5 protein-coding genes are annotated in these 6453 nt (G+C 75.3%); 3 read left to right on the top strand and 2 right to left on the bottom strand.

Annotated features, from left to right (window positions below; all coding sequences use genetic code 11):
* Positions 1-39 precede the first annotated feature (39 nt).
* Positions 40-930, bottom strand: coding sequence for a trehalose-phosphatase (gene otsB, locus NHG27_RS18755; protein ID WP_497017331.1), 891 nt, complete (start codon positions 928-930; stop codon positions 40-42).
* Entirely contained in the window at positions 927-2393 is a 1467-nt protein-coding gene (gene otsA, locus NHG27_RS18750) for an alpha,alpha-trehalose-phosphate synthase (UDP-forming) (RefSeq protein ID WP_497017330.1), read from the bottom strand. The genes otsB and otsA overlap by 4 nt, the downstream gene beginning before the upstream one ends.
* A 120-nt stretch (positions 2394-2513) precedes the next feature.
* On the opposite strand from otsA, the gene NHG27_RS18745 reads away from it, so the two are divergent.
* From NHG27_RS18745 to NHG27_RS18735, 3 genes are all read left to right on the top strand, one after another.
* Complete coding sequence (locus tag NHG27_RS18745) at positions 2514-4760, top strand: serine/threonine-protein kinase (protein ID WP_497017329.1); 2247 nt, start codon at positions 2514-2516, stop codon at positions 4758-4760.
* A gap of 50 nt (positions 4761-4810) precedes the next feature.
* Positions 4811-5422: a hypothetical protein gene (locus NHG27_RS18740; protein WP_497017328.1), complete on the top strand. Its 612-nt coding sequence runs from the start codon at positions 4811-4813 to the stop codon at positions 5420-5422.
* Positions 5423-5557: 135 nt separating this feature from the next.
* Complete coding sequence (locus NHG27_RS18735; protein WP_497017327.1) at positions 5558-6397, top strand: DsbA family protein; 840 nt, start codon at positions 5558-5560, stop codon at positions 6395-6397.
* Positions 6398-6453 lie beyond the last annotated feature (56 nt).

Genomic DNA, 6453 nt, shown 5'->3' with positions numbered 1-6453 from the left:
CCAGCGGCGTCCCCCGACCGTGACCCGGACGGTGCGCGCTCAGGCGCCGAGGAGGTCCGCGAGCGTGGTGAGGACGCGGGCCGCCCCGGCGGGGTCGGCGACGCGGTGCGCGGCGAGGGTCTCGCCGTCACCGACCTTGATCCCGACGTCGTCCGGGCCGAGCACCGCGAAGGCCCGCTCGTCGGTCACGTCGTCGCCCAGGTAGAGCACGGCCGGGGAGCCGAGCGCCTCGCGCAGCGCGTCGAGCGCGATGCCCTTGGACGTGCTCGTCACCGCGATCTCGACGACGTTCTTGCCCGCCATGACGTGCGCCCCGAGGCGTTCCCCGAGCTCGACGGCCGCTGCCGAGGCCGCCTGGGCGGGACCCGCGGGGGACAGGCGCGTGTGCAGCACCGCGGCCGAGGGCTTGCGCTCGACCCAGGCCCCCTCGACGGGCGCGGCGACGTCCTCGAGCCCTGCCGTGACCTCCGCCAGGAGGTCGCTCTGCCCGGCGTCGAGCGCGACGGGGATCAGCCGCACGCGGGCCGAGGTCCCGTCGGCACGGACCTGGCGCTCGTCCTCCGCCCCGTCGCGGAGCGGGGAGAGCACCTCGCCCGTCTCGGCGCCGTGGCTCCCGACGAGCAGCGCCCCGGGGGGCGGGGACGCGAGGTGAGCGAGGTCCTCGATCCGCCGTCCGGACACGAGCGCGACGCGCACCCGTCCGGGGGCGGTCGCCGCGAGGCGGGCGAGGGCCGCGGCCGCGCCCGGCGTGGGCCGGGACGCGAGCGGGTCGTCCCCGAGGGGCGCGAGGACGCCGTCGAAGTCGCTCGCGACCAGCAGCGGGCCGACGGCGTCCTCACCCTGGCCGACGGGCGCGCGAGCGGCGAACGCGGCGAGGGTCGCGGTCAGCCCGCCGTCGAGCGGGGTGCTCTGCGGGTCCGACGACGTCACGCGCCTTCCCCCTCGGTCGGCGCCTGGGCGCGGGGGGTGTCGCGGGACGGCAGGGCCTGCAGCACGCCGAGGAAGGACTCGGACCACTTGGTCACGTCGTCGGCGAGGACGCGGCGGCGCAGGCGACGCATGCGCTTGCGCTGCTCGCGGACGTCCATGTTGGCGGCCGCGACGATGATGTCCTTCATGCCGTCGATGTCGTGGGGGTTGACGAGCAGCGCCCCGCCCGCGAGCTCGTCGGCCGCCCCGGTGAACTCGGACAGGACCAGGACGCCGCGGTCGTCGGAGCGGGCCGCGATGTACTCCTTCGCGACGAGGTTCATGCCGTCGCGCAGCGACGTGACGAGCATGACGTCGGCCGCGAGGTAGAGGGCTGCCATCTCCTCGGGCGGGTAGGAGTGGTGCAGGTAGTGGATCGCGGCGTGGCCGATCTCGGCGTACTCGCCGTTGATGCGTCCCACGAGGCCCTCGACCTGCTCGCGCAGCTCCTGGTAGGCGCCCACGTTCTCGCGGCTGGGGCTCGCGACCTGGACGAGCGTGACGTGCTCGACGTCGATGCGCCCGTCCTGGAGGATCTCGCCGTAGGCCTTGATGCGGTGCCGGATGCCCTTGGTGTAGTCGAGGCGGTCGACGCCGAGCATCATGACCTCGGGGTTGCCCAGGTCCGCGCGGATCTCGCGCGAGCGGGCCTGGACCTCGGGGGTCCGGGCGAGCTCGTCGAACGTGCGCGAGTCGATCGAGATGGGGAAGGCGGCGGCGCGGACGTTGCGCGAGGGGCGGTCCTCGCTGCCCGGGACGGTCACGATGGGGCCGCGGGTCGTGTAGCCCGTCAGGCGGCGCACGGCACGGATGAAGTTGGACGCGTCGCCCGCGCGCTGGAACCCGATGAGGTCCGCGCCCAGGAGCCCCTCGATGACCTGGCGCCGCCACGGGAGCTGCTGGAAGAGCTCGAGGGGCGGGAACGGGATGTGGTTGAAGAACCCGATCTTGAGGTCGGGGCGCTGGTCGCGCAGCATGCGGGGCACGAGCTGGAGCTGGTAGTCGTGCACCCACACGGTCGCGCCCTGCTCCGCCTGCGCGGCCGCGGCGTCGGCGAAGCGCTGGTTGACCCGGCGGTAGGCGTCCCACCACTGCCGGTGGAACGCGGGGGGCGCGATCACGTCGTGGTAGAGCGGCCAGAGCGTGTCGTTGGAGAAGCCCTCGTAGTAGCGCTCGATCTCGGTCGCGGACAGGGTCACGGGCACGAGGCGCATGTCGTCGGCGTCGAAGGGCTCGACCTCCAGGTCGGGCGCACCCGACCAGCCCACCCAGGCGCCGTCCGACCTCTGCATGACCGGTTCGAGCGCCGTGACGAGTCCCCCAGGGGAGCGCTTCCAGTCGACGTGACCCTCGTCGTCGACCGTGAAGTCGACGGGAAGCCGGTTGGACACGACGACGAGGTCGTAGCCGTCTTTGCCAGTCAATGGAGATCTCCTTGGTATTCGGTTGAACTTCGGTGAATCTCCCCCCAGGTTATCCGTGTCGCGTCCCGCTTGCTCCCGGGAGAGAGGGGCACCGGGCCGAATTGTCGATACCTTGACACCATGGAGGAGGCCAGCAGCAGACCTGTCGACCCCGTGCGGGGCAGCGGCACCGCACCCCGGGGCGGGCTGCCCTCGGGCAGCGAGGTCGGCGGCTACCGCATCCTCGCCCGGCTCGGAGCGGGCGCCATGGGCGCGGTCTACGAGGCCGAGGACGGCGGGGGCAACCGCGTCGCGATCAAGTTCCTGCACGCCCACCTCGACGTCGACGCGCAGGGCCGCGACCGCCTGCGCCGCGAGGCCGTCGCCCTCCAACGGCTGCGGCACCCCGCGGTCGCGCAGATCCTCGACGTCGAGCTCGACGGCTCCGAGGCCTTCATCGTGACCGAGCTCGTCGACGGACCCAACCTCGAGGAGGAGATCGCGACGGGCGGCCCCCTCGACGCCCACGACCTGTTCGAGCTCGCAGACCAGCTCGCCGAGGCCCTCGAGGCCGTCCACGCCGCCGGGGTCGTGCACCGCGACCTCAAGCCCAGCAACGTCCTGGTCACCCAGAACGGACCCGTCCTCATCGACTTCGGGATCGCGCACGGGCTCGACGAGGCGCGCGCCACGTCGACCGGCCTGGTCATGGGCACGCCCGGATACCTCGCGCCCGAGCTGCTCGAGGGAGCCGCACCGAGCGCCAACAGCGACTGGTGGGGGTGGGCGGCCCTCCTCGCGTTCGCCGCGACCGGCCGACCGCCGTTCGGCATGCGCCCGGTCGAGGCCGTGCTCGCCCGTGCACGGACGGGGGAGGCGGACCTCGACGGCCTCGAGCCACGGACGGCGGCGGCCCTCGCGGCCGCGCTGCGGGCGGACCCCGCGAGCCGGCTGGGCCCGTCGGAGGTCGCGGGGGTCCTGCACCGTGCGGCCCAGGAGGCGGCCGGCCCGACGGCGCCGCCCGCCACGGGTGCGACGGCGGTCGTCCCGCAGCACTTCGCCGGGGGCGCGGGGGGAGCCGTCGCCGGGGTTGCTGCCCTCGGCGCCGCGGCGTCGACCCTCGCGGCCGCCGAGCGCGCGGCCGCGGTCGGTGGTGCGGGTGCCGCCGCGAGCGCCGGTGCCGCCGCGGCCACGGTGGCCCTGCCCTCCTCGGCGGGAGACGTCCAGCCGACCAGCGTCGTGCCGACCGTGCGCTCGGCCGTCCCCCTGCCCCGGCCGACCCCGCCGGCCCCCTCGATCCCGCCGCTCGCGGCGACCCAGGTGATCGCCAACGACGGCCGGACCGTCGCCGTGCCCACGGCCCCTCCCGCGGCGGCAGCGTCGGCGTCGTCGGCCACCACGGTCGCGCCGCCCTCTGTCCCCCCGGCGCCGCCTGCCCGCCCGGGGGGACAGCAGCCGACCCTCGTGCAGCCCGCGGTGCCCCCGGCCGAGCAGCCGACCCTGGTCCAGCCCGCGGTGGCCCCCGCCCAGCAGCCGACCCTGGTCCAGCCCGCGGTGCGGCCGAGCTCGTACCCACCCGGCCAGGCGACGTACCCGCCGCCCTCCACGGCCACGTACCCGCCGCAGCCCGCGCCCCCGGCCCAGGCTCCGGCGTCGGGCAGGAGGAAGGGGCGCGGCGCGCCGGAGGCCGGACCCCCGGGGGACCCCCTCGACGCGTTCGGACGGCCGCTCGGCGTGATCTCCGCCCCCGACTACGTGCGCCCGGCGCACCGTCGCCGGACCGGGACCGTGCTCGCGCTGGGGCTGCCGCTCGTGCTGCTCGCCGGGACGTACCCCGGTCTCGCGTTCGTGCTGCTCGCCGTGGTCGTGGTCGCGCTCCGCGTCGTCGGGGTCGGCGCGGACTCCCTGCACCGTCGGCGCGAGCGCAAGGGGGCGCAGCGCAGCGACGGCGTCAGGACGGCGGTCGCGACGCCGTGGTACGCGCTGCGCGCCCTCGCCGGCGCGGTGCCGTCCCTGATCGTCGCGCTGTGCGGGGGAGTGCTGCTCGTGGTGGGTTCGTGGTGGCTGCTCGCGCCCGGGGTCCTCGTGCTCGCCCCCCAGCAGTCCGTCGAGGCACGGTCGGTCGGCGGGGTCAACGAGCCCTGGGTCTTCACCGTCGTGCTGTGCGCCGCGATGGCGGTCACGGTCCTGCTCGCGTGGTTCGGACCGATGTCCGGGCTCACCCGCTACGGTGCGCGCACGACCCTCGCGCACGTCGCCCCGGGGCGCGTCGGCGCGATCTTCCTGGTGCTCACCGGGCTCGTGCTCGCCGCGATCGTCCTGTTCTCCTGGGGGGCCGGGGCGCCCGTCGTGTGGGCTCCCTTCCCGGGCCCGCCCCCGAGCGTGTGATCCCCGGTGGTTCACCGGAAACTCTCAGAATGCGCGGGTACGCTGACGTCGTGATCAGGACGTCCGACCCGGGAGCGCCCTTCGGCGCCTCGCCCGGCACGCCCCCGAACGAGGCCGCGCCCGCGGCCCGCTCGGGCGTGCGCGCGGACGCCCCCCTGCGGCTCGCCCGGACGCTTCCTGCGGTGACCTCGCTCGTCGTCGCCGGCTTCCTCCTGGTCGTCGGGACCCTGACGCTCCTCGCGGACCGCGGCTTCAGCCTCGTCCACCAGTGCCTGCCCGCACCGGGCGGCTGGGGCGTCGCGGGCGTCCACCTGGCGCTCCTGCGCGAGACGGCGGACTGCCCCGCCGGGACCGCCGCGCTCGGGGGAGACCCCGCGCACGTGGTCACGGTCGTCGGGGTCCTGGCCCTGCCCGTGCTGCTCGCGCACCTCGCGCTGCTGCTCGCCGGCTGCGGGCTGGCCGCCGTGGCGATGCGGGTCCGGGACCGGCTGGCCGTCGTCCTGAGCCCGCGCCGCGTCGTCGCGCTCCTGCGGACGCCGCTCGCCCCCGTCGGGCGCTCGTGCCGCCAGGTCGTCCGGACCGTGACCACGGTCCTGCGCCACCTCGCGCTCGCCGCGGTGCGTTCCCTGCGCGGGCCTCCCGCGGCGCTCGCGGCCGGCTGACGACTCCGAGGACTCGTCACCGCCGCGCGCCCCGGTGCCACCCGCATCCTGGGCACGCGCGGCCCGGACCGCTAACCTCGCGACCAGTGCGCCCCTGCGTGGGGCCGCGCCACCCCCCGACCACCAAGGACTCTCATGTCGACGAACGAACCCCGCCAGACCAAGGCCGACCGCCGCGACGCGGCCCGTGCCGAGGCCCTCGCCCTGCGTGAGGCGCAGGCCAAGCGCGACAAGCGCAACCGAGCGATCACCATCGGCGCCCTCGTGGGCGGCCTCGCCGTGCTCATCGGTGCCTTCCTCTGGGTCTTCATCCCCGCGATGCAGCAGAAGGAGGCGCGCACGACCGAGCCCCTGACCGGCGTCACCGCGCCCGCCACGGCCAACGACACGGGCGGCATCCCCGTCGGCGCCGACGGCGTCGCGGGCACCACCAACGAGGACGCGGTCGAGGTCGGTGTCTACTTCGACTACATGTGCCCCGTCTGCGGTCAGTTCGAGGACGTCAACGCGGCCTCGATCGACGAGATGCGCGAGGCCGGTGACATCACCCTGGTGCAGCACCCGGTGTCGATCCTCGACCGCCTCGCGTCCGGCAGCCAGTTCTCGACGCGCTCCGCGGCCACCGCCGCGTACGTCGCCGAGCACGCCCCCGAGCAGTTCAACGCGTTCAACGAGGCGATGTTCGCCAACCAGCCCGAGGAGAACACGGCCGGCCTGACCGACGCGCAGCTCGCCGAGATCGCCCGGACCGCCGGCGTCCCCGCCGACGTCGCCGAGGCGATCGCCGCGGGCACGCCCGTCAAGGAGTTCGGCGACTGGGTCGAGGGTGCGACGAACCTCGCCACGCAGAACCCCGACCTCCAGGGGACCCGCGGGTTCGGTACCCCGACGATCACGATCGACGGTGAGCGCTGGGAGGGCAACTGGGCCGACCCGGCCGAGCTCAAGAAGGCCGTCGAGGAAGCCAAGGCCTGACGCTCCGCGTCGGCTCGTCGCCGCCGAGCAGGCGGTCGTGGTCCGTACCCGGCCCG

The sequence above is a fragment of the Oerskovia sp. 140933 genome (assembly GCF_059651515.1).
Note: the sequence above shows the minus strand (reverse complement) of the source record. Positions and strands in the feature narration are given on the sequence as shown.

Coding starts and splice junctions, on each gene's coding strand:
- NHG27_RS18735 (WP_497017327.1), top strand. CDS start 5,558: ATGTCGACGAACGAACCCCGCCAGACCAAGGCCGACCGCCGCGACGCG.
- NHG27_RS18745 (WP_497017329.1), top strand. CDS start 2,514: ATGGAGGAGGCCAGCAGCAGACCTGTCGACCCCGTGCGGGGCAGCGGC.